The sequence below is a fragment of the Exiguobacterium chiriqhucha RW-2 genome (assembly GCF_000416965.1).
Taxonomy (GTDB): Bacteria; Bacillota; Bacilli; order Exiguobacteriales; family Exiguobacteriaceae; genus Exiguobacterium; species Exiguobacterium chiriqhucha.
Window position 1 is genome coordinate 1 of record NZ_ATCL01000014.1, and the last position, 24402, is coordinate 24402.

At 53.8% G+C, this 24402-nt stretch carries 30 protein-coding genes and 1 riboswitch; of the genes, 23 read left to right on the plus strand and 7 right to left on the minus strand.

Going from position 1 to position 24402, the window contains the following annotated elements; all coding sequences use genetic code 11:
* From glmS to M467_RS19710, 14 genes are all read left to right on the plus strand, one after another.
* On the plus strand, positions 1–1335 hold a 1335-nt coding region (glmS, locus tag M467_RS19650; RefSeq protein ID WP_021065852.1), incomplete at its 5' end, for a glutamine--fructose-6-phosphate transaminase (isomerizing).
* A 217-nt stretch (positions 1336–1552) separates the two neighbouring features.
* Positions 1553–2734 carry an MFS transporter gene (locus M467_RS19655; protein ID WP_021065853.1) on the plus strand — a complete coding sequence of 394 codons (1182 nt, stop codon included), beginning with the start codon at positions 1553–1555 and terminating at the stop codon, positions 2732–2734.
* Positions 2735–2887: 153 nt separating this feature from the next.
* Complete coding sequence (locus M467_RS19660; RefSeq protein ID WP_021065854.1) at positions 2888–3448, plus strand: hypothetical protein; 561 nt, start codon at positions 2888–2890, stop codon at positions 3446–3448.
* Positions 3449–3579: 131 nt separating this feature from the next.
* On the plus strand, positions 3580–4140 hold the full coding sequence (locus tag M467_RS19665) for a YdhK family protein (protein WP_021065855.1): 561 nt from the start codon (positions 3580–3582) through the stop codon (positions 4138–4140).
* 113 nt (positions 4141–4253) lie between these two features.
* The gene (locus M467_RS19670; RefSeq protein WP_021065856.1) at positions 4254–4733 is read left to right on the plus strand and encodes a DUF2975 domain-containing protein; all 480 of its coding nucleotides are present in this window, start codon (positions 4254–4256) and stop codon (positions 4731–4733) included.
* Between the two features lie 10 nt (positions 4734–4743).
* Positions 4744–4950 carry a helix-turn-helix domain-containing protein gene (locus tag M467_RS19675; RefSeq protein WP_021065857.1) on the plus strand — a complete coding sequence of 69 codons (207 nt, stop codon included), beginning with the start codon at positions 4744–4746 and terminating at the stop codon, positions 4948–4950.
* A 95-nt stretch (positions 4951–5045) separates the two neighbouring features.
* A complete protein-coding gene (locus M467_RS19680) occupies positions 5046–5732 on the plus strand; it encodes a DUF975 family protein (RefSeq protein WP_021065858.1) in 687 nt (228 codons plus the stop codon).
* Between the two features lie 68 nt (positions 5733–5800).
* Positions 5801–6733, plus strand: coding sequence for an NAD(P)/FAD-dependent oxidoreductase (locus M467_RS19685; protein WP_021065859.1), 933 nt, complete (start codon positions 5801–5803; stop codon positions 6731–6733).
* A 72-nt stretch (positions 6734–6805) separates the two neighbouring features.
* Positions 6806–7279, plus strand: coding sequence for a YfbM family protein (locus M467_RS31410; RefSeq protein WP_021065860.1), 474 nt, complete (start codon positions 6806–6808; stop codon positions 7277–7279).
* Positions 7267–7770 (plus strand): GNAT family N-acetyltransferase, encoded by a 504-nt coding sequence (locus M467_RS19690; RefSeq protein WP_021065861.1) that lies wholly within the window; start codon positions 7267–7269, stop codon positions 7768–7770. The genes M467_RS31410 and M467_RS19690 overlap by 13 nt, the downstream gene beginning before the upstream one ends.
* A gap of 85 nt (positions 7771–7855) precedes the next feature.
* The gene (locus tag M467_RS19695; protein WP_021065862.1) at positions 7856–8299 is read left to right on the plus strand and encodes a MarR family winged helix-turn-helix transcriptional regulator; all 444 of its coding nucleotides are present in this window, start codon (positions 7856–7858) and stop codon (positions 8297–8299) included.
* Between the two features lie 3 nt (positions 8300–8302).
* A complete protein-coding gene (locus M467_RS19700; RefSeq protein WP_021065863.1) occupies positions 8303–10957 on the plus strand; it encodes an MMPL family transporter in 2655 nt (884 codons plus the stop codon).
* Between the two features lie 100 nt (positions 10958–11057).
* Positions 11058–11342: a putative quinol monooxygenase gene (locus M467_RS19705; protein ID WP_021065864.1), complete on the plus strand. Its 285-nt coding sequence runs from the start codon at positions 11058–11060 to the stop codon at positions 11340–11342.
* A 14-nt stretch (positions 11343–11356) separates the two neighbouring features.
* A complete protein-coding gene (locus M467_RS19710) occupies positions 11357–12241 on the plus strand; it encodes a VOC family protein (protein WP_021065865.1) in 885 nt (294 codons plus the stop codon).
* A gap of 19 nt (positions 12242–12260) precedes the next feature.
* On the opposite strand, the gene M467_RS19715 is transcribed toward M467_RS19710, so the two are convergent.
* Positions 12261–14090 (minus strand): LTA synthase family protein, encoded by a 1830-nt coding sequence (locus M467_RS19715; RefSeq protein WP_021065866.1) that lies wholly within the window; start codon positions 14088–14090, stop codon positions 12261–12263.
* Positions 14091–14201: 111 nt separating this feature from the next.
* Positions 14202–14600, minus strand: a complete 399-nt coding sequence (locus tag M467_RS19720; protein ID WP_021065867.1) for a VOC family protein — start codon at positions 14598–14600, stop codon at positions 14202–14204.
* A gap of 93 nt (positions 14601–14693) precedes the next feature.
* On the opposite strand from M467_RS19720, the gene M467_RS19725 reads away from it, so the two are divergent.
* Complete coding sequence (locus M467_RS19725; RefSeq protein ID WP_021065868.1) at positions 14694–15194, plus strand: YcxB family protein; 501 nt, start codon at positions 14694–14696, stop codon at positions 15192–15194.
* Positions 15176–15655, plus strand: coding sequence for a GNAT family N-acetyltransferase (locus M467_RS19730; protein WP_021065869.1), 480 nt, complete (start codon positions 15176–15178; stop codon positions 15653–15655). The genes M467_RS19725 and M467_RS19730 overlap by 19 nt, the downstream gene beginning before the upstream one ends.
* On the opposite strand, the gene M467_RS19735 is transcribed toward M467_RS19730, so the two are convergent.
* The 3 genes from M467_RS19735 to M467_RS19745 form a co-directional block, all read right to left on the minus strand.
* Entirely contained in the window at positions 15650–15916 is a 267-nt protein-coding gene (locus M467_RS19735; RefSeq protein WP_021065870.1) for a hypothetical protein, read from the minus strand. The two genes, M467_RS19730 and M467_RS19735, sit on opposite strands and share 6 nt — an antisense overlap.
* Before the next feature lie 63 nt (positions 15917–15979).
* Entirely contained in the window at positions 15980–16468 is a 489-nt protein-coding gene (gene thiW, locus M467_RS19740; RefSeq protein WP_021065871.1) for an energy coupling factor transporter S component ThiW, read from the minus strand.
* Positions 16469–16532: 64 nt separating this feature from the next.
* A riboswitch (TPP riboswitch) is annotated at positions 16533–16631 on the minus strand.
* Between the two features lie 24 nt (positions 16632–16655).
* Positions 16656–16976, minus strand: coding sequence for a hypothetical protein (locus M467_RS19745; protein ID WP_021065872.1), 321 nt, complete (start codon positions 16974–16976; stop codon positions 16656–16658).
* A gap of 42 nt (positions 16977–17018) precedes the next feature.
* Between M467_RS19745 and M467_RS19750 the strand changes: the two genes are divergently transcribed.
* Positions 17019–17987 carry an aminoglycoside phosphotransferase family protein gene (locus tag M467_RS19750; protein ID WP_021065873.1) on the plus strand — a complete coding sequence of 323 codons (969 nt, stop codon included), beginning with the start codon at positions 17019–17021 and terminating at the stop codon, positions 17985–17987.
* A 1-nt stretch (position 17988) separates the two neighbouring features.
* Here M467_RS19750 and M467_RS19755 read toward each other — a convergent pair whose 3' ends face one another.
* Positions 17989–18735 (minus strand): hypothetical protein, encoded by a 747-nt coding sequence (locus M467_RS19755; RefSeq protein ID WP_021065874.1) that lies wholly within the window; start codon positions 18733–18735, stop codon positions 17989–17991.
* A 92-nt stretch (positions 18736–18827) separates the two neighbouring features.
* Complete coding sequence (locus M467_RS19760) at positions 18828–19520, minus strand: hypothetical protein (RefSeq protein ID WP_021065875.1); 693 nt, start codon at positions 19518–19520, stop codon at positions 18828–18830.
* Between the two features lie 98 nt (positions 19521–19618).
* Here M467_RS19760 and M467_RS19765 point away from each other — a divergent pair, with 98 nt between their 5' ends.
* The 6 genes from M467_RS19765 to M467_RS19790 all read left to right on the plus strand — a co-directional run bounded on the left by M467_RS19765 (position 19619) and on the right by M467_RS19790 (position 24387).
* On the plus strand, positions 19619–20539 hold the full coding sequence (locus M467_RS19765) for an AAA family ATPase (RefSeq protein ID WP_021065876.1): 921 nt from the start codon (positions 19619–19621) through the stop codon (positions 20537–20539).
* A 3-nt stretch (positions 20540–20542) separates the two neighbouring features.
* The gene (locus tag M467_RS19770) at positions 20543–21595 is read left to right on the plus strand and encodes a DUF58 domain-containing protein (protein WP_021065877.1); all 1053 of its coding nucleotides are present in this window, start codon (positions 20543–20545) and stop codon (positions 21593–21595) included.
* 64 nt (positions 21596–21659) lie between these two features.
* The gene (locus M467_RS19775) at positions 21660–22199 is read left to right on the plus strand and encodes a ribonuclease FAU-1 family protein (RefSeq protein WP_021065878.1); all 540 of its coding nucleotides are present in this window, start codon (positions 21660–21662) and stop codon (positions 22197–22199) included.
* 49 nt (positions 22200–22248) lie between these two features.
* On the plus strand, positions 22249–23376 hold the full coding sequence (locus tag M467_RS19780) for a tetratricopeptide repeat protein (RefSeq protein WP_021065879.1): 1128 nt from the start codon (positions 22249–22251) through the stop codon (positions 23374–23376).
* A gap of 10 nt (positions 23377–23386) precedes the next feature.
* Positions 23387–23821 carry a GNAT family N-acetyltransferase gene (locus M467_RS19785; RefSeq protein ID WP_021065880.1) on the plus strand — a complete coding sequence of 145 codons (435 nt, stop codon included), beginning with the start codon at positions 23387–23389 and terminating at the stop codon, positions 23819–23821.
* A 131-nt stretch (positions 23822–23952) separates the two neighbouring features.
* Complete coding sequence (locus M467_RS19790; RefSeq protein ID WP_021065881.1) at positions 23953–24387, plus strand: MarR family winged helix-turn-helix transcriptional regulator; 435 nt, start codon at positions 23953–23955, stop codon at positions 24385–24387.
* Positions 24388–24402 lie beyond the last annotated feature (15 nt).

A 24402-nucleotide genomic window follows, 5' to 3' on the forward strand; every position in this document is an offset into this window, starting at 1 on the left:
ATCGCGATGATCGACTCAGAGGATCAAGAGCGCCTCTACATCGGTAAGAACAAGTCACCACTCCTCGTCGGACTCGGCGACGGCACGTTCAACGTCGTGGCGTCTGACGCGATGGCGATGCTCCAAGTGACAGACCAGTACCTCGAGCTCCACGACGGCGAGATCGTCATCTTGACGCGCGAATCGGCGACGATCAAGACGCTCGACGGCGAGGTCCTCGAACGTGCCCCGTACACGGCCGAGATCGATGCGTCAGACATCGAGAAGGGCACGTACGCGCACTACATGTTGAAGGAGATGGACGAGCAACCGGCCGTCATCCGCAACATCATCCAACACTACCAGAACGAGAACGGTGACATCGAGCTGACGGAAGGCGTGCGCTCGCTCGTATCGGAAGCGGACCGCATCTATATCGTCGCTTGCGGTACGAGTTACCACGCTGGTCTTGTCGGCAAGCAATTGATTGAGCGCGTCGCAGGTGTGCCGACAGAAGTGCACGTCGCTTCTGAGTTCGGTTACAACATGCCACTCCTCACAGAGAAGCCGTTGTTCCTCTTTATCTCACAATCAGGTGAGACAGCGGACAGCCGTGCCGTCCTCGTCGAGGTGAAGAAGCGCGGCTACAAGGCGCTTACACTCACGAACGTTGCCGGTTCGACGCTCTCACGTGAAGCGAATGAGACGATGCTCCTCCACGCCGGCCCGGAAATTGCGGTCGCGTCGACGAAAGCATACACGGCCCAAATCGCCGTGCTCGCCATCCTCGCCTACGACATCGCTCGTGCGAACGGCAAGAAGCTTCCGTTTGACCTCATGACAGAGCTCGCGCGTATCGCGACGATCATGGACTCGGTCATGGCTCAAAAAGAAATCTTTGAGCAATTGGCAGACAAGTTCTTGAAAGAGTCACGCAACGCGTTCTTCCTCGGTCGCGGTATGGATTCATACGTCGGTCTCGAAGGTGCCCTCAAGCTCAAAGAGATCTCGTATATCCAAGCAGAAGGCTACCCAGGTGGAGAGCTCAAGCACGGACCAATCGCCTTGATTGAAGATGGTACACCGGTCATCACACTCGTCTCGCAACCGAACACGCACCTCAACATCCGCGGAAACATCAAGGAAGTTGTCGCTCGTGGCGCTGTTGCCTGCACGATTTCGATGGAAGGCATGGAACACGAGAGCGATGCGTTCGTATTGCCACGTGTCGAACCACTTCTTACACCGCTCGTGACGGTGTTACCGCTTCAACTCATCTCGTATTACGCGGCACTTGCGCGTGATTGCGATGTCGACAAGCCACGTAACTTGGCGAAATCAGTCACAGTCGAATAAATGATAGGCCAAGATCTTTCGGGATCTTGGCTTTTTTTGTTGTGATTTACGTCATGCGAACCGGCTTGTATACTGAAGGTATAACGACTAAGGAGAGAACGCCATGCAAATCCAACTATTTGACACATTCATCCTGCCGGAGGACGTGCGTTCATAAGTTGGCCACCTCCTCCGATGATTCACTGTATTGGAACAATCCTATCGGAGGAATATACAATTGAAGATTCAACAGCTGTATTATGCAGTATCGAGTTCGCGTTCGCTCATCATACAGATGGTGTTCACGTTGAACGCCATCTATTATGTGACGACCGCCGAGTTGAATGCGTTACAACTCGTCTTAATCGGAACGATATTAGAAGTATCAATTTTACTATTTGAGCTACCGACCGGTCTCGTCGCCGATTTATATGGGCGGAAGCGGTCGATGGTCATCGGAATCGGTTTGATTGGACTGGCCCATTTGCTAGAAGGGGGCATCCCTGAATTTTGGGCCATCGCGGTCGCGTCAGCGTTATGGGGTATCGGCTGGACGTTCATCAGCGGGGCCGAACAGGCATGGATTACCGATGAGATGGGGAATGACGGCTTAGAACAAGTGTTTTTGCGAGGTGCACAGTATAGCTCGCTCGGCCGCTTCGTCGGAATTGGGTTCGCCGTCCTCCTCGCTGAAGTCACGTCTGTCCAAATGACAATCGTGCTTGCCGGGGGGATGTTAGTGACGCTCGCGGTCATCGCATGGCGCGTCTTGCCAGAGACGCGGTTCGAACCTATCACGCGAGTCGATACGTCGAATCTCGTGCAAGCGAAACGGACGGTTCGGGACGGATACACCCATATCCGTGGCAATTCGATTCTCGTCGGCTTGGCTGCCATCACGCTCGTCTGGGGTCTCGCTAGTGAAGGATTCGACCGGTTATGGGGCGCGCATTTGATTGAGACGTTCGCGTTGTCTGAACAGGCGGCCGTGTATTGGTTCGGCTTGTTCTATGCCGTCGCGTTTCTACTCAACATGTTGGTGTTGAAAGGTGTCGAGCTATACGTCAAAGGACGCTATGCGACGACCTTGTTTTGGTTCAACGTGCTGCTCATCATCGCGATGCTTGCTTTCGCCTCGGTCGGACAGTTTTGGTTGGCCGTGTTGCTTTATTGGACGATTGCGGCACTGCGTAACGTGCACTATCCGCTCATGAGCGTTATGACGAACGAGCGGCTCCCATCGAAAGGCCGGGCGACGATTTTGTCGATGTTCGGTCAGGTCGACGCGTTCGGTCAAGTCGCCGGGGGTCCGCTGATTGGATTGCTCGCCCTTTACACGTCGATTCAAGGAGGGCTTGGGGCAGCGGCGCTCTTGCTCCTCCCGATGTTGGTTTTCTTGAGAAAAATCAAGCACCATTGAGGCACAGACCGTCCCGTGATTCGTTTGGGGACGGTCTTTTTGTGACGATATGGAGAATTCGATTGGAAACCGCCAACTAGAAAGAGAGAACTCGTTTCATAGTTGAAAAAGTGGTCAATAGGATAGTAGGACGCATAAAAGGGGATGAGCATCATGAACATTGTCCATGGAAGTCACCGGACGCATTGGGCAATCGGGTTGTTGATCGGTTTAGTGTCGTTCCTACTCAGCAGTTTCCTCTTCAGTCTCTTCATTGAAGCCGGTGTGCTCGTCACGTTCCTCACCGGTGTCGTCGGCAGCATCCTGTTGTTCTTCTTGCTCGGTCACCGAGAACACTTGATTCGAAATGTCGGCTTGAGCACGATTGGCATGGTCGCCTCTATCTTGCTCGGGTTTGCGGTTGGCGAAACGTTCGCGGCCATCTTCCCGACGCTCGGTGACACGTACGGAAACACGGCATTCCTGATTATGGTGACGACGGCCTTCGGTACGATGCTCGGCGTCATCGTGTACGGAAAGAAAGCACTCGGCTTCTTCCTATTGGCCAGCTTCGTCACGGCACTCGTGTTGACCGTCTTGATTGAAGTCACGAACGTGATGAAAGGCCAGTTCTGGCAAGGGGTTGATTTGAATTACGTGCTCATCGTGACGACGATCGGAGCGGTGGCCGGGTTCGCGCTCGGCTTGTTCGAGGATGTGAAGCACGCGCATTAACTTGAAGATCGCCGCGAGGCGGTCTTTTAATGTATCAAAGCGATAACAAATCATCGCATTGGTCTTAAAAACGTCTCACCACCTCGATAGCAGGGTAACGTATAAAGACAAAGACGTAAGGGAGAGATTTGATGAGACAGAAAAAATGGATGACCGGTTTGAGCGCGATGTTGCTCGCGACGACTTTGGCAGCTTGTGGGGATGCCGAGGAAGAACAGACGAGCGATTCGACAGAAGAACATTCGGACCATTCGATGATGGACCATTCGGGATCAGGAGAGGTGCCGAGCGGGTTAAGTGAAGCGACAGATCCGACGTTCCCGGTCGGGTCGACCGCGATGATGACGGCCGACCACATGCCGGGCATGGATGGCACCGAGGCGACAATCGTCGGTGCATATGACACGACCGTCTATTCGGTTTCTTATACCCCGACGGATGGAGGTGACCCGGTCGAAGATCACAAGTGGGTCATCCATGAAGAACTCGACAATCCAGGTGAGGCACCGTTAGAAGAAGGGACCGAAGCCACTCTGGCCACGGACCATATGGACGGAATGGACGGCACCGAGGCGACGATTGATTCGGCCGAACAGACGACGGTGTATATGGTCGACTTCACGACAAACGACGGGGAAGACGTCACGAACCACAAATGGGTCACAGAAGATGAACTCGAAGCCGTAAAATAAAAATCAACCTCAGGATATCCTGAGGTTTTTATTTATTAACGACGATTATTTATTGATAAACGATAAAAAACAGATTATGATGAAGGTATCAAACGAGGTGAGGTGTCTGAATCATGAAACGAGAGACGGTTTTTTTACGGTTGGCCGTATTCGTTCTGGCTGTCCCGATTGTGGCGGCCTGCTTGTTGTTGCTTCCGTACATTTGGCGCGAGGCGGTCGAGAGTGGGAGTTGGATTGAGGACTCGATTCGTCCGATTGTGATTGGCATGTACGTATCGGCCATCCCGTTCTTCATTGCGTTATTCCAAGCGTTCATGCTGCTCCGGTTGATCGACCGAGACGAGGGTTTTTCGTATCGGGCTGTCCAATCACTCCGCACGATCAAGTATTGTGCGCTGGCGATCACGGCCGTCTATATCGGGACGCTCCCTTTCTTCTACTGGTTCGCCGAGCGAGATGATGCGCCTGGGTTCCTTCTCATCGGGCTCGTCTTTGTGTTTGCCGCGTCCGTCGTCGCCGTATTTGCGGAACTGTTACAGAAACTATTGAAGCGTGCCATCGACATGAAGCAAGAAAATGATTTGACGGTCTGAGGTGAGACATATGGCGATTATCGTAAATCTTGACGTAATGTTGGCGAAACGAAAGATGAGTGTGACCGAGCTGTCTGAAAAAGTGGGTATCACGATGGCGAACTTGTCGATTTTAAAGACCGGCAAAGCGAAAGCGATTCGTTTCTCGACGCTCGAAGCAATCTGTCAGGCGCTCGACTGTCAGCCGGGCGACATTTTAGAATATCGGGAAGAGTGATGGACAGGGCGATTGCCCTGTTTTTTGTGGAGTTTGAAACGTTTTCCATCACGTTGCGTATAAGACAGGAAAGAAGAACGAAAAGGGGAAACAAGATGGTCCAGACATGGAATGATCGGGCGCGCACCGCAATAAAAGGGAAGACGGGTACATTGATCCTCTGGTCATTTGTATGCTCGATTGTATTAGAAGTTGGATTGATGATGGACCCGTATTATTACGGATTCGAGTATGATACATTGGCACTTACATTGATTAGCCTAGCGGGTCTCATCTTATACGCCGGGTTGCTCCCGGTCCTCGTCGGTTATAACTGGGTGATGTTAGAAACAATCCGTGGGAAGTCGATGTCGTTACGCGATATCCTTACGCCGTTCCGACATCGCTACGTGAAACATTTGCTCGCCTCATTGCTCGTCATGTTGTTCCAAGTGCTATGGTCATTGTTACTGCTTGTTCCGGGCATCGTGAAGTACTTCTCGTACGCCTTCACTTTCTTTATCTTGCGCGACGAACCCGAGCTGTCCATTACGGAAGCAATCACGAAATCGCGGATGTTGATGCGCGGACGAAAGTGGGATGCGTTCAAACTGATTTTGCCTTTCATCCCGATGTATCTAGTTGGTTGGATTTTTTTCATACAACTCGACATGATGTTTCTCGGATCGTGGATTTACCTCGTTGCCTTGACACTGATTCGCCCGTTCATCGTCAGCCGTTTCGCTGTCATGTATGAACACGCACGAATCGAGTATGATGCGCAGTGGAATCGTTCGGCCTGAAGCGCATCGGTTCCGGCGTATAAGTCCTCGGTCATGATACAATCTTCCTGACAGAAGGGGGAATGGACATGAACATCGGCATTATCGGAGCGGGATTGAGCGGGATTGTCGCAGCACGCGAGCTCGCCCGTCACGGTCATACAGTTGAATTGATTGAAAAGAGTCGGAGCGTCGGGGGACGCTTGGCGACGAGACGGATCGGAGACGGCAAAGCCGATCACGGAGCAGTCTATTTCACCGTACGAGGGGAAGAACTCAAACAAGATGTCGCCGACTGGAAGACAAAAGGGTGGGTGAAAGTCTGGTACGCCGACCCGTATCCTCGTTACGTCGCCGTCGACGGGATGAACACCTTGGCCAAACGGTTGTCTGACGGATTGACCGTCCATTTGAACGAACGGGCCGAGACGGTCACGACACGAGATGGTCAGGTCAGCGTCCAGACGGATGTGACGACGCGACAGTATGATCGTCTCCTCATCACGTCGCCGCTTCCGCAGACGCTCGACTTGCTCACTGACTTTGCAGTCGATGCGGCGTTGCGTGAATTGACGTACGCCCCGACGTTTGTCGGCTTGTTCGAGTTCAGAAGCGAGATTGCCATCGGTCCGGACGGAATCCTCGATACGGACTTGGCGCCAGGTCTGCTAAAAGTCATCAACAACCGCCAAAAAGGCATCTCGGCGACCGAACTCGTCAGCGTCTACATGGACGAGTCGTGGAGCGAGGAGTGGTATGAACGAGCGAACGAAGACACGCTTCGTGAGATTGAACGTCTGTTGCAAACGGTGACAGGTTCAGCCGTGATTCAATCGAGACAGTTGAAACGGTGGCGCTATGCGCAGGCGACCGACGTCTGGAACGGGCCTTACTATCCATTGCGTGACGAGCCGATTTTCTTGGCCGGTGACGTCTTCCTCGAACCGGACGACGCCTCAGGTCGAACGCGATTTGAGAGTGCATACGTCTCAGGAATCCGTGTCGCGGAAGCGATGCGCTAAACCTTCTTCGGAAGGTTTTTTTCATGACCGTGCCGAATAGTCAGACATACGAGTTGGAGAGGGGAATCAGACATGGGGATGGTTGGCGCATACATGCGGGTATCGAGCGAAGAGTTGACCGAACTGCTTCAAGAGCCGGACCGCTTCGAAGAACTGTTGGAAGACGAGGAACGGCAGACCGATATCGATAAGGCGTGGCACGGCCTGTACTTTTTATTGACTGGGGAGACCGATTTGGACGAGATTGATCGTCATTCGCTCGGGAAGGCAGTCTTCGGCGGCGACGTTATCGATGGGGAGACGGGCCTCGCTTATTTGACGCCGAGAGAGGTGGAGGACTTGTCGACCCGGCTTCAATACATCGAGCTGGAGGCGCTAGAAGCTCGTTACGATGTCACGACGATGAATGAGCAGGAACTGTATCCGTTTGAACGTGAGTGGGGACTCGAGGAAAAACAGTATTTATTGGACCAGTTCAATGAGTTGAAACGTGTCTTCGCCCAGGCGTCGCGAGAACGGGAGGCGCTCGTCACATGGATCGGGTAAACGTAAAGGCGTTGCGTCTTCAAGATGAGGCGTTGCTGTATGCGTTCGAGTGCGCGAATCGCATACATTTCGAACGCTCGGTCCCGAGCCGTGGCGACGCCTACTATGAGCCGGAATCATTCCATCAGGCATTGCAGCAACTGTTGAGCGAGCAGACGAACGGGGACGGGTACTATTACTTGATTTGGCGCGATGACACAATCGTCGGGCGTCTGAACGTTCATCATATCGATGCCGACACTGGTGAGGTCGGTTACCGGGTCGGAGCGGAGCATGGGGGACACGGGTATGCCAAGGCGGCCCTGCGACAATTGTTGACGTTCGAGTTGCCTGGATTCAATCGATTGAGAGCCGAGACGACGAGTGATAACGTGGCGTCCCAACACGTATTAACGGGTGCTGGTTTTATCCGTGATAGCGAGGCACGACAGATGGAATGGGAAGGACGAACGCTGACGTTTTATACATATGTGTATCCACTCGACCGGTGAAGGAACGACTTCATCGGTCGTTTTAGTTGACGGTTGATAGTTTAGGACATAAACTATCTTTATCTAGTTTAGGGGGTAAACCAAAATGAAAGAATTGATGCGGGAAGCCGTCCAGTTGTTCGAAGAGGTCATGTTCCAAGGTGCGGAGCATGTCATCGAGGCAATGGACGGTGACGTCTGGCATGATTATTCGCGGGAACAACTGCAGCTACTCAAGCTGCTCGAACAGTTCGGTCCGATTCAAGCCGGGCAATTGGCCCAAAAACAAGGAGTTCATAAGAGCGCCGTCTCCAACCGGTTAAAAAAGCTCGTCGACAAAGAGCTCGTCGTCAGTCGACGCGGGCATGACCAGCGCGAGCGGTTGATTGAGTTGACGGAAGCCGGACATCGCATCGTCGAAGAAGCGGATGCGGCCGTCTACCGTTATGTCGAATCGTTGCTCGACGGAAACATCGAAGAGACAGAAATCGAACAGTTCGTCCGGACGTTCCGGAAAATTAAACAGCTGCTTCGAATTGGGGAGGAATAACACGTGCATAAAATCATCCAATGGCGCTGGGGCATCTTAATCGGTCTCATCGTCTTGACAGCCGCCTTGTTTGTGGCGGCCCCGAACTTGACGAAGCAGGCCGAACAAGCCGGCAGCTTCCAATTATCAGAGGACATGGACTCGCAGCGGGCGCAGGACATCTTGAACGCCGCCGGGAAGAGCGACAAGACAATTTCACTCGTCTATGAGTTCGAAACGCTCGGTGATGCCGAACGGGCCGATATTTCCCGGGTCATCGACGAGATGGAACAAAACGACACGGTCGTCAAAGACGTACTCGACCCGTTTGAAAGTGAAGAGACGGAAGCACAGCTCGTCTCGGAGGACGGCCGCATCGTGCTCGTCCCAATCACGGTCGAAGGGTCGATGGAAGACATCAACGCCTTCGCAGACGACGTGCGGGCGAACATTCTCCCGGAAGACGAGACGGTCTACATCACAGGTGAAGAAATCATCAACAACGATGTGAACTTGAGTGCGCAGGAAGGCTTGAAGAAGACGGAAATCATCACGGTCGTCCTCATTTTCGGACTGCTCCTACTCGTGTTCCGCTCAATCGTGACACCGTTCATCCCGCTCATTGCGGTCGGATTCACGTATTTATTGAGCCAATCGTTCGTCGCATTCTTTGTTGATTGGTTTGGTTTCCCGGTCTCGAACTATACGCAGATTTTCCTCGTGGCCATCTTGTTCGGGATTGGAACCGACTATTGTATTTTGCTGCTCAGCCGGTATAAAGAAGAGCTCGGCGCGGGTCACGCGATTGAAGATGCCATCGTCAACACGTACAAAACGGCAGGGCGGACAGTCCTCATCAGCGGTCTCGCCGTGTTCGTCGGCTTTGCGGCTATCGGTTTCGCCGATTTCCCAATCTTCAAATCAGCCGTCGCCGTCGCGGTCGGGATTGCTGTCTTACTGTTAATCTTGTTCACGGTCGTGCCGTTCTTTATGGCGACGCTCAAGCATCGTTTGTTCTGGCCCTCGAAAAAGGCGGGCGAACATCACGACAGCCGCCTCTGGGCCGGATTCAGCCGCATCTCGGTCAATCGGCCGTTCGTCTCGATTCTCGTCGTCGCGTTGATTACCGTACCGGTGTTGTTCACGTATGACGATGCCCGGTCATTCAATACGGTCGATGAGATCGGTGACGATTATGATTCCGTACGCGGCCTCAACTTGATTTCAGAAGGATTCGGGCAAGGGGAGTCGCTGCCAGTCCAAGTCATTTTGAAACAAGACGGCGACCTCTCCGAAGCGGAGATTCCGTATATCGAGAAGTTCTCGAGTGAACTTGAAAACATCGATGGGGTGAGCGGCGTCCGTTCGGTGACGCGTCCGACCGGTGACGTCATCGATGACTTTTACGTGGACACCCAGCTCGAACAAGTGAGTGCAGGATTGACGGAAGCCGAGACTGGCCTCGGTGACGTCCAGGATGGACTCACGCAAGTGGAAGCTGGTCTTGACGCCGTCGTCAATCAATTGCCGGGCGGTTCAACGAACGCCGGTGCCCCGCTCGCGGAAGCGGCAGCGGGACTCGGCCAATTGAACGCTCAGCTCGGTCTGATTGGCCAAGGACTCACGGCGACGCAAAATATTCCTGCGACCGTAACGCAGCTCGGGCAAGTGTCGGCCGGTCTCGGTCAAATCGAGGCAGGCATTAACGAGGCAGCTACGGCATTGACGGCACAAGGCGCCCAAGCCGGGGAACTCGGAACGGGTCTCGGACAACTCGCTGCTGGTGTCGGTGAAGCGAACGCAGGGCTCGTTCAAATCGAGACAGGCATCAATGAAGCGGCAGCATTCCTATCAGACCTGAGTAGCTCGGACAGCCTGCGCGATACGGGCGTCTATCTACCGGAAGGGACGCTCACGTCAGAGGAGTTCGCTCCAGCTGTCGAGCGCTACGTGTTTGACGACGGGACGGCGACACAGCTCGAAGTCATCCTCGAGATGGACCCATATTCGCCGGAAGCGATTGACACGGTCGAGATCGTGAAAGCGACGATGGACCGGGTCGTCACCGATACGCCGTTCGCGGAGGCAACGATTGGGTATGCCGGTATCTCGAGCATTAACAGCGACTTGAATGAGACGTCGACGAACGACTTCAATCGGACCGTCGCCATCATGCTCGTGACGCTGTTCATCGTTTTGACGGTGTTGTTCCGGTCGATGGTCATGCCGCTCTATATGATTGGCTCGCTCTTATTGACGTATTACACGTCAGCAGCCATCACGGAGCTCATCTTCGTCGAAGGACTCGGCTATGACGGCATCAGTTGGGCCGTTCCGTTCTTCGGATTCGTCATGTTGATCGCGCTTGGCATCGACTATTCGATTTTCCTGCTCGACCGGTTCCGCGAGGAGTCGATCAACGGGATGACGGTGCGCGACGCGCTCGTCCATTCGATGACGAAGATGGGGACGGTCATCATGACAGCGGCCGTCATTCTTGCCGGTACGTTCGGGGCGATGATCCCGTCTGGCGTGCTCAGTCTCGTCCAGATTGCGACGATCGTCATCACCGGACTGTTGTTATACGGATTGATTGTGTTGCCACTGCTCATCCCTGCGATCACGGTATCGTTCGGGGACGGGGTATGGTGGCCGTTCAAACCGAAACACAAGAAATAATTGCAAGCGGGCGTCTCAATCGAGATGCCCGCTTTTGGGATAGATTCGTTTCGTTTAGGGAACAGATGAACGAATAGATGATTAAAAGGAGGAATCGCGTATGGAAATTACGATTACCGCTATTTTGAAGGCGCACCCGGGGAAAGAGGACGAGTTGCGACGAGCGCTCGATGAGGTCATTCCTCCGTCGAGACAAGAAGAAGGATGTTTGACGTATGTGCTCCATGAGTCAATCGATGCCCCGGGCACGTTCGTGTTCTATGAGAAGTATCGAGACGAGACGGCGCTCAACGCGCACATCAACTCATCTCACTATCAGGCGTATCGGAAGGCGGCAGAGACGTTGCTCGCGGTTCGTGAGGTGTATCGTCTCCACGAAGTCTGAAAGGAGAAAAGACTATGATTACCCAACCGATTATCCCGTGCATTTGGTTCGAAGGCGACGTTGAGGCGATTGCGGAGTGGTATGTGTCGAAGTTCCCCGATTCATTCGTCGACTATACGACGAAACTGACGGATACGCCATCAGGTGAGACGACGATTGTGACCGTCTCGCTGGCGGGACAGTTCTTTCAACTGCTCGGTGCTGGTCCGCTGAAGGAGCGCAACCCGTCCATCTCATACATGGTTGCGTTCCCGACGTCGGAAGAAGTGGAGACGCTGTGGAACGAACTTATGGATGGGGCAGAGGTGCTCATGCCGCTCGACACGTATGACTTCAGCGAGCGCTACGGCTGGTTGACAGACAAGCACGGTGTCTCCTGGCAAATCATGCATAGCGGCGGGATGGACATCCAGACCGTGACCCCATGCTTTTTGTTCGTCGGGGACGTATTCGGCCGTGCTGAGGCGGCGATGAACGACTGGATTTCCATCTTCCCGGATTCGTACGTGCTGGAAGACCATATGATCCGTTACGAGGCGACAGATGGACCGGAGTTGGAAGGGAAGCTCAATTACGCCCGCTTCGTCTTGTCCGGACGTGAGTTCGTCGCCATGGACAGCGCGGAAAATCATCAATTCGCCTTCAACGAGATGCAGTCGCTGATCGCATTTTGTGAGTCGCAAGCCGAGATTGACGACTACTGGGCCAAGCTGTCGGCCGTCCCGGAAGCGGAACAGTGCGGCTGGCTCCAAGACCGGTATGGTGTCTCCTGGCAAATCGTGCCGTGGGAGATGGAAGAGATGCTGACGACCGGTACAAAGGAGCAGCTGGCGCGAGTGACGCAAGCGTTCTTACCGATGAAGAAAATCGATGTCGCCGCGTTACGAAACGTCTACTGACCAAAACAAGCCGTCCCGATTATTTCGGGGCGGCTTGTTTGTCGTTTGGTGTGAAGTCGGACAGGGCGTCCTTCTCAATCATTGTATCGGATAAGCGAAGCTGTTCGGCGGCCTCGTCAATGTATGGTTCACATGCTTGAAGCGGTAAGTCATCACCGGTCTCGACCGAATAACACATGCCGCCACCGACCGGCTCTGTCAAATCCGGGACAAAATAGAGGTCGTCGTAGCGGAACGAGCCGTTCCGGAACACGGTCAAATTGGGCTCGTCGTCGAGGAGCGAATTTCCAAGCATGTACGTCGGTGTCATCCCGAGCAAATCGAGGATGGTCGGGGCCAAATCGACTTGACCGCCGCTCACCTTCACCGTCTGACCTCGTTCAAGTCCGGCCGGTTTGATGAATAACGGGACGGAGCGGTCAAGCTGGAACAAATCGACCGTGGAGTCGGCATCTGCTTTTATAGCCATCTCGTCACCGGCAGCGGTCAATCCGCTGTCGTGGTCGCCATAAAAGACGACCAAGGCGTCATCCCACGTCCCGTTGGCTTTCAGTCGTTCAATCATGAGACCGACGGCGGCATCGGTGTAGTGGACGGTATGATAATAGTCTTGGAGGAGCGGGTCCTCGTATTCCGATAGATCCAACCGTTTCTCCTCGTCCGGAATCTCATACGGCGTATGGCTCGTCAACGCGACCATGAAGGAATAGAACGGCTCGTCCAACGTGTCCAAGTGGTCGACCGATGTCGTCAGGAACTCCTTGTCGCCGACGGCCATACCGATGACCGGATCGGCCGGATAATCGTCTTGGTGGAAGAAGTGATTGTAGCCAATCTGCTCATAGAAGTTGGCACGATTCCAAAACTCCTTGTCGAACGCATGCATCGCGGCCGTATCATAGCCGGCTCGTCGTAACTGCTCAGGCAAGGCGTCAAACGTGTTCGTCGCATACTGCGTATACACCGAACCTGATTTGACGGGATAGAGCGAGGCGTTGACGGTGAATTCCGCATCAGACGTCCGTCCCTCGTGCGTCTGATGATAAAAATTCGGGAAATACAGCATCTCGTCGCGGAGCGCATTCAGATTCGGTGTCAGTTCTTGACCGTTAACCGTCTGGCCGATTACGGAAGCTTGGAACGACTCGAGTTGGACGACGATGACGTTCGTATCGGCTGTGGTCTCAACTGGTTCGGTCGCTAACGCTTCGATTTGGTTGCGCTCCCGTTCTGTCAGGTCGTCACCGAGATGAAGGGCGTCCTGAATGCCGCGGAATGCATCGAGGCCGTGATAGCCCCAAAAGCCGAGCTGATAATACTCGCGCATGTTCGAAATCGAGCTTTTCCGGTGATCTGTTTCGGCGTAATGAACGACGGTAGGGACGGTAAAGACGATGAAGCCGACAAGAAAACCGGCGACCGCCAAACGGCGACCGAGACGTTTCGGTTCCGTGATGGGGTGTCGCTTCATATAGAGGAGGACAGCCGCGTAGACGAGCAAGTCCGTGAACAAGATGAAGTCGGGCGCTTGAATCAGTGTCAGAAAGCCGCCCCCGACGTCTCCCATCTGGCCGATATCAGACAGTAGGGCGGCCGACAGCAAGTTACCGAAATAGCGGTAGTACCAGACGTCCGAGATGAGGAGCGTGCTGTGCAGAAACAGCGACGCGAACAAAATCCAGCGGCGCGTCTGTTGTTTTATGAGTAGCGCCCAACTCGTCATCATCAAGATGGTCGCTAGATTGATGAACAAAAAGCGCAGGTCGAACGCGCTCGCCGTCAACAGACTGAATAGGAACAGCTTGGCGAGGGAGAGCGATAAGTAACTCCAATAATCGAGATATTTCATGAAAGGCCTCCAAACGTTACGGACAAAGTGTGTTCTCTGTCATGTACCTGTTCGAAGACGGCGAAAAACATGAGGGTGTGCGAATCCAATAAAAAAGTGAGGCACATGGCCTCACTTGATGACAAACGTGTCCCGGAGCTCAATAATCGTGCCTTCCGGGGCTTTTAATTTACTCAAATGACCGTCAACGACGAAGTAGATGTTCCCGCCGTGCTTTGGTAAGAACGTCACGCCAAGTGATTCTAGCCGTCTCACTTCCGCTTCGAGGTCATCGACATAAAGCGCGAAGTGGACCGGGCCGGCCACATGCTTCGAATACGGTGACAACGTCTCATCGACTTTCGCCGTTTGGAGCTCGATATAAAAATCACCAAGTTTAAGCCAGCTATTGAACGCGCGCGTATGAAAGTCGGGCGACTCCTGAACGAGCTCGAAGCCGAGCGCCTCATAAAATCGTTTGGATGCCTCATAGTCGGGCGTTTGGATGCAGAGATGGTGGATTTGTTTCATGATGTCACTCCTTTCTTTTAGTTTATCCAATCAACGTTCTGAACGGAACTTTTCTTCACGTGAGACGTATAGGACACCGAGGAGGGAATGATGATGAAAATCCAATACGAATTGACAGAAGACGACTATATCCGGTTCAACTTGAGCCATATTAAACGTTCGAAAACAGGAAAGCGGATGATCCTCTTACAGCGAATCATCGGACCACTTATCTTTTTAGGCGCTGCTTTCGTGCTGGCGACGTGGCTCCAAGAGACGGACTGGTGGCTATATGGCATATACGGGGTCGCGAGTATTCTTTGGTTCCTGTATTATCCGAAATACTTTGAACGGCATGTCCAGAAGCAGACGCGGCGTCTCATCGACGAACGCAGCAACGAAGGCATGATTGGCCCCCACACGATGGATTTGGAGGAGACTGGTCTGCGCGATTTAAATGAGTTCGGCGAGACGCGTGTGTCATGGGCAGGAATCAAGGAAGTCGTCGAGGAGGACGATTATGTGTATCTATACAACTCCTCGGTCAGCGCCTATATTTTGCCGAAGCGCGGACTGGACATGGAAGAGGTGCGCCGATGGCTGCCGATACGCTGACGATTCAACTTGTCGATGACACGAACCGGGAGGCTGTTGTCGCCTTGACCGTCGCTTCTGACCAAGCTCGCTTTATCGAAACAAACGCCGAATCGCTTCGCGAGATGGAAACCGATGTCAAATATGCGTGGCAGTGCTATGCGCTTTGTCGCGATGAGCATCCCGTCGGCTTCATGATGATTGGGGCCGAGAACAAGGTGGAGCGTTACATCTGGCTCGATCGATTTATGATCGATGTGACAGAGCAAGGGAAAGGCATCGGTTCAACATGTTTACAACTTACGATTCAGTGGATGAAAGAACGCTTCGATGTCGATGACCTCATCCTCAGTCTGCATCCGATGAACGAACCGGCGAAACGGTTCTATGCGAAGGGGGGATTTGTCGACAGTGGCCTGATTGATGAGGCGAACGGGGAAGAGATTTGGGTGTATCACGTCAAACAGGGACAGCCGTCATAAGTCGGCCGTCCCTGTTTTCGTCGTCGTTGAGCCTTGAACAGCACTGCCCGCTTTGAAAAAGAGAACGATCGCAGCCACTCCGAAAATCGAGATGAACACGTTTTGGAGCAGCACATCGACGAACATCGGCTCGCTGGAGAACGTGCCCGTCGCAATTTGAGCATTCCAGCGGGTGAACGTGGCGATGCGTTCAAGCGTGTACAAGAGACCGGATATGAACAGGCAAGCGGTGGCAGCCAGTAATAGCGTCAATCGATTCAAGACATGACCTCCTAATATCTGATATCCTGATTTTACCATTTACTATCAGTGGGAGGGAAGTACTTATCGCTTCGCCGTGAGCGGTCGCAATTGCTTGACCCGAGCCAAGACGATCCAGCCGAGCACGGCCCCGGTCACACTCGACGCAAGGAAGGCCGGGAAGAAGAACAGTGCCCCGAACTCGCTCCCCATCAACACCTTGGCGTACGGGACGGCGATGAGCGAGGCGATGAGCCCTGTCCCGATGACTTCACCGAATGCGGCGAAGGCGACGCGGTTCGTCTTCATATAGAAGACCCCGGCCAAAAGCGCCCCAATCATACCTCCGGGAAAGGCTAAGAGCGACCCGGTACCGGTCATGACACGGACGATTCCGGTCACGAACGCAACGAGAACGGCCCCGATCGGCCCGACGGTGACGGCGGCGATGACGTTCACCATATGTTGAATCGGATAGGCACGGGCGACACCGGTCGGAATCGAGATGAACAGGGAACCGATGACGGCGATGGCGATGAGCATCGCCATCCAAGTGAGTTGTTGAATACGCATAGATAGTCTCCTTTCAAAATGAAAACGCCACTTCTCCAAGTGGAAAAGTGGCGTGGAAAGACAGACGAATCCCACACCACTTCCCTACGCTGGTATGAGCCAGATCAGGTTCGAAGGGTCCGGCGCATGCCGTCTCAGCCCGAAGGCTCCCCTAGTGGTCGTTTATTAACATGAGTATAGCATACCGTCACTTGACGCGGTCGAGCTTTCGTGGTCGGAACGCGACATAGATGATGCCGACGAACAGGCCGTACAACAAAAGGGAGAAGACGAGATTGATCAGCCACGGGAGTGTCCCCATGAACACGGCGACGGACGCGTTTTGAAACCAGACGAGCGAGAGCGACAGCCCGACAAAGCTGAGAACGAGCGTTGTCCAAAAGCCGACAGCTCGGCGCTTGAACAGATGCCAAACGAGCAGCCCGATGATGAGACTGACGACGGCCGTCGCCCCTAAGTACATATACAAGATGGCATCGACCGGGTATGAGTAATATACAACGTCCATATCGTTTCCTCCTAGGAGATGATGAAAGAAAGGGTGAACAGGATGAGACAGGCAATCCCATGGCGTGACCGATCGTTTCGTGAACGGTTCGAACGATGGATTGAGGCAAACGTGCCGAATGCGACGTGGCACGTGATCAAAGATACGGATTTGACGTACTTGCTTGTTGGCGCGCTCAATGAGGAACGTTACTACGCCAAAGCGGTGACCGATATCAGCCGCGGCGAGGCCGGATTGTCGGCGTTTCTTGCCGAGCGGCATCCTGATTTCGTGCCTGACGTCATCGCCATCGATTCAGCTCGGAATTGGCTACTCATGCGAGACATCGGCGGAGAGGCGTTACGTGAACGACCGGACGTGCGTCGATACGAAGCGGCGTTGCGTCAATACGCACAGCTGCAGCGACAGGAGATCGACCAGATCGAGACCTACTTGTCTTACGGCATCCCGGACCGCCGACCGGCCACATTGAAGGATGAAATCCAAACATATTTGCCTGAGCTCTGCGCCGGGCTCGACCGACACCAAGCCGAGGCCATGCTCGCGCTTCAAGATGAACTGCTCACGATGTGCGATGAGCTGGCGACCGGGATGCCGATGAGTCTCGAGCACGGTGATTTGCACGGCGGCAACATCTTCTGGCGGGAACGGACGAATGATTTGTGTATCCTCGACTGGGGCGACGCGACCGTCACGCATCCGTTTTTCAGCGTGCGCGTGTTTTGGAACGCGCTGTACGACTTATTGCCGGAAGAAGACGAGGTCGCCTGGTATAAACAGATTCAAACGATGCGTACGGTTTACTTGGAAGCGTGGAGCGGCGTCGCACCCAAGGACGTACTTTGGCGTCATCTATTGATCGCCGAGGAGCTCGGTTGCGTCTATCGTGCCTTGTCGTGGCATGTGTATGTGACGAGATACCGGTACGATGTAGCTGAGTCGAGCGATAAGCCGGCGCAATGGCTCAATTTTCTACTCGAGTACCGGGACTTGAAACGACGCTTCCCATAAGTCATTCATGTTTCTCGAGTAGGTTTTCATAATCCGTCTCGCTCCAAAACAGCGGAGCAATCGACTCCGGCCCTTTGAAGATCTCACCGTCTCGGTCGTAGACGATGGCGTAGCCACCCTCGACTTCAAAGACGATCAAATCGGCCTTCACTTCCTTGACCCCGTTTCCCGCGATGATAACGTTCTCGAGCGGATCGCGCGCCAGTTGTACGCCCCATTCGTTGAGCTCGACGATGAGCGCGGATGTGTAGGCGTGGCGATTATAGAGCGTCTGGAATTCATCTTCGGTCAGGATGACGTCCGTCGGTGGGGCACTCGTCCCATATTTCCGTTTTTCAATCTCTTCGACGAATTGAAGAAACGATGCTTCTTGCCAAAACAGCGGGGCGACCGACTCGGGACCGTTAGCGATGTCCCCGTTCGCGCTCTCATAGACGGTGGCGTACGTGCCGTCATCGAGTTTGAACGGATGAATATCGGCGTATGTATGCTGGATGCCGTCGCCGGCGATGACGACGTGCTCAAACGTCTCGCGGAACGGGGTGAGTCCATCGTTCTCGAGTGCCTTCAAGAGCGGCGGGACTTTTTCATATTGGTCGAAGACGTCTTTAAAATCTTCTCGCGTCCAAGCGGTGATGTCTTCGGACGACGGCTCATTTGTATCGGCTGGAACGATGGGTTGCTCAACGGAATCGGTGCACCCGGTCAGTAAAAACACACTGAATCCGAGTAGGCCTAGGCGTTTCATCAATCAAACCTCCTAAGAAAGTTACATTTTTTTCCTGTTATCAATGAGCGTAGCATGTTTGCCAGTCATTGAGAACCCGGGTACTTTCTCGCTCAGGGTTGCCGCTTCAAGTAACGGTCGAGTGCCTCGTGAAAGCGTTGTTGTTGCTCGAACGGGATGTCGCGATCGGATGCGGGACCATAACGAATCAGATGATAGAGCGAGGCATCGATATCCGTCAGCTCGATGCGTTCGAACCAGTCGACGACCGTCTCATTCGTTCGAAGCTTTAACTCAGGGGCGAGCGACGCGTTGAACGTGATCAGCCAATCCCTCAGTTCGATATTCGTGAGCATCGGGAACGTCCGTGCCTCAATCGATGTGTCCGCGTTGAGAGACAGTGGCGCAAAGGCATTCTGTCTACTAGAAAACGTGAATCCTTTCCCCCGCCGACGACGCAGCCATCTACGCACGCCATAGACGGTCAACCCGATGGCGGCAAGGAAAGCGAACAATGTGCCGAGTCCGCCTGGGGCATCACCATTCCCGCTACCAAATTTGAATTTGAGCATGTCTTCCTTCACTTGCCGTTCCCCACCGTTTCCCTTCTCATCGGTAGAACCCAAATCAATACCACCTTTTGGCGGTGGGGCCTCTTCTGGCTTGCCCATTTCGATCACACTACTTGGAGCAGGTGTATGGATCGTTTGAAGCCAACTGAACGTCTCCTTGCTGACAAAGACGAACGTCACAACGAGACAAGCTGTCACAACAAGGAACCCTATAAATCGAGATGACCACTTCATCCTTTCCCTCCTTATCGGAATGTTCAGACTATTTATTGTCTATATTACCATAAACAGGTAAACTTCGAATAAGACATCTACCAACGGAGGGGAACGAAATGGGAATCGAAGCGGTCATCAAACAGTTGAATGAAGTGTATTTGGGGAAAGGTGAAGTCGTCCGGCTCTGCTGCACGGCGCTTCTCGCCGAAGGGCACATCTTGCTCGAGGACGTACCTGGAACGGGGAAGACGTTGCTCGCCAAAGCGATCGCCGGCAGTTTGGACGGGTCATTCTCGCGCATCCAATTTACGGCCGATTTGCTCCCGTCCGACGTCATCGGGACCGACTACTTCAATATGAAGACGCAAGGCTTTGACCATCGGCAAGGTCCGATTTTCGCGAACGTCGTCCTGATTGATGAAATCAACCGGGCCGTCCCGCGCACCCAGTCGGCGCTACTCGAAGCGATGGAGGAACGACAAGTCTCAATTGGTGGGAAGACGTATCCGATGCCGAAACCGTTCTTTGTCATCGCCACGCAGAACCCGATTGAATCGGCCGGGACGTTCCCGCTCCCAGACGCGCAGCTTGACCGGTTCCTCATCTCGATTCCGGTCGGCTATCCGGACGCCGCCGAAGAGCGGGAACTGTTGTTGCAAGTGTTGACCGAGACCCGCAAACACATCGAAGCCGTGACGTCACTCGCCTCGCTGCAAGAAGCACAAGCCGAGACGAGACAAGTCGCGATTCAAGACGATGTCCTCGATTATATGCTCGGTCTCGTCCATGCGACCCGGGCGCACGCGTCTGTCGAGGTCGGGGTCAGCCCGCGCGGCGCGATCGCGTTGCTCCGCGCGTGTCAAAGCTATGCCTATTTGGCCGGCCGGCTATATGTCATCCCGGAAGACGTCAAAGCCGTGGCGCCGTACGTGCTCGCCCATCGCATCAGCTTGACGCTCGAAGGCGGCATCAAGTCGACGAAAGCGAACGTCGTCGCGCACATTCTGGACACGGTGCCCGTGCCGGTCGAGGGCTGACGGATGATCCTGTCCACGCACGCCTGGTTGCAGCGCCGGCTCCTCCCTGTATATCTCGTGAGCGGAGCCATACTCGTGTTCTTCCCGTACGTCTATGGGTTGGGCTATCTATGTTTCATTATAGCGAGTGCGATTTGGATGCTCGAGCGGACGCGGCAACAACTTGAGCGGCACATCGATCTCCGGTTCACACAATACGAAGAATTGCTGTTTGTCGGAGATGAGAGTCGGCTCGTGTTGGTGGTTGATGGGGTGGACGAGTTGAATCGGCTCGGACTACCGCTACGGGTTCGCTTGAAGGCGAGCTCAGGAATCAGCTTTCCGGCGCATGAACGCCTTCCGAACGTGCTCGACTATGAGGTCGATGTCGGTCGAGCCCGGCACGAATTGGTCGTGCGCGCCGAGTATCGCGGTCCAGCCATGTTCGAGGAATGCGTCATCGCCGTCACGCTCCCGTTTCGCCTTGGGACGTATTTGTATGAACGACCGATCGATACAGAGTGGACCGTGCTTCCATCGCTCCTGTTGCATCCACCGGTCGGGACGAAGCGGCTAGCGCTCGGGGACCGGCCGCACTTGGCGTCACCGCTTCGAAATCCGTTGCAACTGATCGGGTCGAAACCGTATGAAGGGGAACCGGTGAAGGAAATCGATTGGTATGCGACCGCCAAACTCGGACGACTGCAGTCAAAAGTATTTCAACAGACGACGCTCGATACGTTCACGTTTGCCTTGGATTTGACCGGTCCGTCCGGTTATACGCTCCATCACGACTTCGAATCGCTCATCAGCCAAACCGCCTTCGTCACATCGCGCCTGTTAAAAGAGGACTGCAAAATCGAGTTGTTTTTGAATCGATTCAATGAGGATGGGACGATGCTCCATGTCCCGCTTCAGGAAGGTGAACGCGGAATTCGATTCATCTTGCTGCAGTTAGCGACGATTCACCCAGGCAATCGCTTCATCTCGACAGACGCCTTTACGCGGATGGTCGAGCGAAAACGATTGAAGCAAAGCCACCTCGTCTCGTTCAATCAACACAATCTGTACGATTGAACAGGGAAATGTCGGATTTTCGCGAACTCTTTACGTATGAATTGGGTCAAAAGGAGAGAGACATATGCCAAAACGGAAATTTGCCAATCGTCGAGACTGGGAACGGATTTTGCAACATCGCTACGCGCAAATGGAGGTACATGATGACCGTTTCTCCGGGACCGTCGCCTTGTTTCAAATCGATGCGGTCCGCGCACCTCAATATAAGATGCACAAGGGAGAAGAGTTCATCGTCGCCGATGCCGGTTACAGCTGGCTCCAATATTTCCCGGACGACGAGCCGTTCGGTGTGACCGTCATGTTTAATGATGAAGGACACATCGTTCAATGGTACATCGATATCGTCGAAGCAATCGGATACGAGGACGGAATCCCGTATATGGACGACTTGTTGCTCGACATCCTCATCTTCCCGAACGGGGACGTCGTCCGCAAAGACGAGGACGAGTTCGAGGAAGCGACGGTGGCCGGAGAACTGACGCCGGAGCTCGTCGAGCAGGGCTGGCGTGACTTCCATGCGACGCTCGACCGGATTGAACGTCGGGACTTCGTCTATTTCGACTTGGCGAACGAGCATTACACCGAGTTGAAGCAAAAACTTTGAACGACCTGTTCCCTTTGGTACAGTGAAAGAAAAAACAGGGGGACGAATCATGAAAATCATCAATACCGAGACGTGGTCGCGCAAGAAGCACTACGAATTCTTCAAGGCGTTTGACGCTCCACATTTCAATGTGACGGCGAGCGTTGATGTGACGAAGTTACATACGCACGCCAAACGGACCGGCCAGTCGTTCTTTAAACTGTTCTTGTACGGTGCTGTCAAGACGGCGAACGCCATCCCGGAGCTTCGCTACCGCATTCGCGGCGACGAGGTCATCGAGCACGACGTCGTACATCCATCGTTCACCGTTATGATGGACGATGACGTCTTCAACTTTTGCACGGCGACCTATAAAGACGCGTTCCCGGACTTCATGGAAGAAGTGACGGCCCGGATGAGCGGGGCGAAACGGGAAGTCGTTGTCGGCGACGATGAGCCGGACAGTCTGCTTTACATCACGAGCGTGCCTTGGGTCACGTTCACGAGCATCAGCCACCCGACACACGACCAACAGCATGATACGGTGCCGCGCATCGCCTGGGGCAAATTCACGGAGACCGGTAATCGGATGACGATGCCGCTCTCGGTCCAAGCCCACCATGCCCTCGTCGATGGCGTCCATGTTGGGCGCTATTACGAATTGTTGCAAGCGTGGCTTGATGACTTGAGTGACTTGGAAGTCCAAACCCCAGAAGAGAAGGGGCTCGACGAAGCGATTCGTCTCCGCGAGAACGGAGAGCTCGAACGGGCGAAGCAGCTGTTCCTGATGTTGCTCCGGCAAGACGAGAAGAATCCGCGCCTCCATGCCCATTGCGCCTCGTGTTATGACTCGCTCGGCGAAGAGCGTCAAGCCGTCCCGCATTATGAACGGGCGATTCGGCTCGGGCTCACTGGAGACGAGCTCCGTGAGACGTATATCGGACTCGGTAGCACGTACCGGGCGCTCGGCCGCTATGAGGACGCTGAGGCGTTGTTCGCCAAGGCGATCGAACAGTTCCCAGACATCGGGGCGCTCAAAGTATTTCAAGCGATGACCCATTATAATCTCGGACGCCACAGTGAGGCGACCGGTACGTTGCTCGAACTGCTCGCAAGCCCGGAGCCGGATGACAGCATTAAACGGTATCGTCGCGCCATCGCGTTTTATGCGCGTAACTTGGACGAGACATACGATTAAGGAGAACCGGATGATCACACTTCAACCGATTACAGAACAGAACTGGTATACGTGCTGTCAGCTCACTCTGAGTAACGAGCAACAAGCGTATATGGAACCGAATGCGATTTCGCTGCTGCAAGCGATGTATAAACCGACGCTGCGGGCGTATGCGATTTACGAGAACGAGACGATGGTCGGGTTTCTCATGTACAATACGGTACTCGAAGAGTTGGACGCGCGCTGGGTGTATCGCATTATGGTCGACCATGCGCACCAACGAAAAGGGATTGGACGCAAAGCGACCGAACTCATGCTGGAAGAAGTAGAACAGCTCGGCACCGAACCGATCGTCGTCGGTTACCATCCTGACAATACGGGCGCGCATCGATTATACGAAAGTTTGGGCTTTGTCGATGAAGGCAATCGCTTCGGCCGGGAGATGGCGGTCATTCGCCGTGCGTGACAAGACGAGGCAACTCGTCTTTTTTTTGAGACAAATTGATTGACCAGTCTATTTTCTCGTGTTATATTTATCTCGAATTAAAGATAATTAAATTTAAAGTATTGTTTTCTCTCAGTAGAGGAGGGGAACACATGGAAGAACGACAAACGTTAAAAGCGATTACGGTGTTACTTCGGGCCTCACAGTCGATTCAAGACGTGGTCAAGCAAGAGGTTGCCGAGTACGGGCTGAACCCGACCGAGTTCTCGGTGCTCGAACTGCTGTATCATAAAGGCGATCAACCGATTCAAACGATCGGCAAAAAGGTATTATTGACGAGCGGGAGCATGACGTACATCGTCGACCGGCTTGAAGCGAAAGGCTATTTGATTCGCAAAGCCTGTCCGAGCGACCGGCGCGTCACGTATGCGGCGCTGACGGAAGCAGGGTACAGACTCATGTCATGCATCTTTCCAGCCCATGAAAAACGAATGGACGAGCTGTTCGACGGACTCGATTTAGCAGACACGATTACTCAATTGAAGACGGTCGGCAAACGCGCCGAGGCGTCAAAAAAATTTAATTAATTATCTCGAAATCAA